The 2990-nt window shown below is 53.9% G+C and carries 1 rRNA gene; it reads left to right on the plus strand.

The annotated features are described in order from the left end of the window. The first annotated feature begins 58 nt into the window (after positions 1 to 58). A 23S ribosomal RNA gene (locus H9630_RS18730) occupies positions 59 to 2989 on the plus strand. Position 2990 lies beyond the last annotated feature (1 nt).

Genomic DNA, 2990 nt, shown 5'->3' on the forward strand with positions numbered 1-2990 from the left:
TATATGCAAGCAATTCATGTACGCGTGGCCATTGGCCACAACTTTTTAATTAACCATTGGTTAAGTTAGAAAGGGCGCACGGTGGATGCCTTGGCACTAGGAGCCGAAGAAGGACGGCACTAACACCGATATGCTTCGGGGAGCTGTAAGTGAGCTGTGATCCGGAGATTTCCGAATGGGGGAACCCACTGCCTTTAATCGGGCAGTATCCATGTGTGAATTCATAGCACATGAGAAGGCAGACCCAGGGAACTGAAACATCTAAGTACCTGGAGGAAGAGAAAGCAAATGCGATTCCCTGAGTAGCGGCGAGCGAAACGGGATCAGCCCAAACCAAGAGGCTTGCCTCTTGGGGTTGTAGGACACTCTATACGGAGTTACAAAAGGCAGGATTAGGCGAAGCGACCTGGAACGGTCCGCCGCAGCGGGTAATAGCCCCGTAGCCGAAAACCCTGCCCCTCCAGAGTGGATCCTGAGTACGGCGGAACACGTGAAATTCCGTCGGAATCCGGGAGGACCATCTCCCAAGGCTAAATACTTCCTAGTGACCGATAGTGAACCAGTACCGTGAGGGAAAGGTGAAAAGCACCCCGGAAGGGGAGTGAAATAGATCCTGAAACCGTGTGCCTACAAGTAGTCAAAGCCCGTTAATGGGTGATGGCGTGCCTTTTGTAGAATGAACCGGCGAGTTACGATTGCATGCAAGGTTAAGCCGAGAAGGCGGAGCCGCAGCGAAAGCGAGTCTGAACAGGGCGACAGAGTATGCAGTTGTAGACCCGAAACCAGGTGATCTACCCATGTCCAGGGTGAAGGTAAGGTAACACTTACTGGAGGCCCGAACCCACGCACGTTGAAAAGTGCGGGGATGAGGTGTGGGTAGCGGAGAAATTCCAATCGAACCTGGAGATAGCTGGTTCTCTCCGAAATAGCTTTAGGGCTAGCCTCAAGAAGAGAATCCTGGAGGTAGAGCACTGTTTGGACTAGGGGCCCATCCCGGGTTACCGAATTCAGACAAACTCCGAATGCCAGTGATTTATACTTGGGAGTCAGACTGCGAGTGATAAGATCCGTAGTCAAGAGGGAAACAGCCCAGACCACCAGCTAAGGTCCCCAAATATCCGTTAAGTGGAAAAGGATGTGGCGTTGCTTAGACAACCAGGATGTTGGCTTAGAAGCAGCCATCATTTAAAGAGTGCGTAATAGCTCACTGGTCGAGTGACACTGCGCCGAAAATGTACCGGGGCTAAACGGATTACCGAAGCTGTGGATGGACATCGTAGATGTCCGTGGTAGGAGAGCGTTCTAAGGGCGTTGAAGTCAGACCGGAAGGACTGGTGGAGCGCTTAGAAGTGAGAATGCCGGTATGAGTAACGAAAGACGGGTGAGAATCCCGTCCACCGAATGCCTAAGGTTTCCTGAGGAAGGCTCGTCCGCTCAGGGTTAGTCGGGACCTAAGTCGAGGCCGATAGGCGTAGACGATGGACAACAGGTTGATATTCCTGTACCACCTCCCCGCCGTTTGAGCAATGGGGGGACGCAGAAGGATAAGGAGAGCGTGCCGTTGGTTGTGCACGTCCAAGCAGTGAGGCGTGGAATGAGGCAAATCCCATTCCTGATACGTTGAGCTGTGATGGCGAGAGGACTTGTCCTCGAGTCCCTGATTTCACACTGCCAAGAAAAGCCTCTAGCGAGGCGGGAGGTGCCCGTACCGCAAACCGACACAGGTAGGCGAGAAGAGAATTCTAAGGTGAGCGAGTGAACTCTCGTTAAGGAACTCGGCAAAATGACCCCGTAACTTCGGGAGAAGGGGTGCTCTGGTAGGGTGTATAGCCCGAGAGAGCCGCAGTGAATAGGCCCAGGCGACTGTTTAGCAAAAACACAGGTCTCTGCAAAACCGTAAGGTGACGTATAGGGGCTGACGCCTGCCCGGTGCTGGAAGGTTAAGGGGAGTGCTTAGCGCAAGCGAAGGTGCGAACTGAAGCCCCAGTAAACGGCGGCCGTAACTATAACGGTCCTAAGGTAGCGAAATTCCTTGTCGGGTAAGTTCCGACCCGCACGAAAGGCGTAACGATCTGGGCACTGTCTCAACGAGAGACTCGGTGAAATTATAGTACCTGTGAAGATGCAGGTTACCCGCGACAGGACGGAAAGACCCCGTGGAGCTTTACTGTAGCCTGATATTGACTTTTGGTGCAACTTGTACAGGATAGGTAGGAGCCAGAGATGCCGGAGCGCCAGCTTCGGCGGAGGCGTCAGTGGGATACTACCCTGGTTGTATTGAAATTCTAACCCACGCCCCTGATCGGGGCGGGAGACAGTGTCAGGCGGGCAGTTTGACTGGGGCGGTCGCCTCCTAAAGAGTAACGGAGGCGCCCAAAGGTTCCCTCAGAATGGTTGGAAATCATTCGCAGAGTGTAAAGGCAGAAGGGAGCTTGACTGCGAGACGTACAGGTCGAGCAGGGTCGAAAGACGGGCTTAGTGATCCGGTGGTTCCGCATGGAAGGGCCATCGCTCAACGGATAAAAGCTACCCCGGGGATAACAGGCTTATCTCCCCCAAGAGTCCACATCGACGGGGAGGTTTGGCACCTCGATGTCGGCTCATCGCATCCTGGGGCTGTAGTCGGTCCCAAGGGTTGGGCTGTTCGCCCATTAAAGCGGTACGCGAGCTGGGTTCAGAACGTCGTGAGACAGTTCGGTCCCTATCCGTCGCGGGCGCAGGAAATTTGAGAGGAGCTGTCCTTAGTACGAGAGGACCGGGATGGACACACCGCTGGTGTACCAGTTGTTCTGCCAAGGGCATCGCTGGGTAGCTATGTGTGGCCGGGATAAGTGCTGAAAGCATCTAAGCACGAAGCCCCCCTCAAGATGAGATTTCCCATTGCGCAAGCAAGTAAGATCCCTCAAAGACGATGAGGTAGATAGGTTCGAGGTGGAAGCGTGGCGACACGTGCAGCTGACGAATACTAATCGATCGAGGACTTAACCAAA

The organism is Planococcus wigleyi, assembly GCF_014836985.1.
Classification (GTDB): domain Bacteria; phylum Bacillota; class Bacilli; order Bacillales_A; family Planococcaceae; genus Planococcus; species Planococcus notacanthi.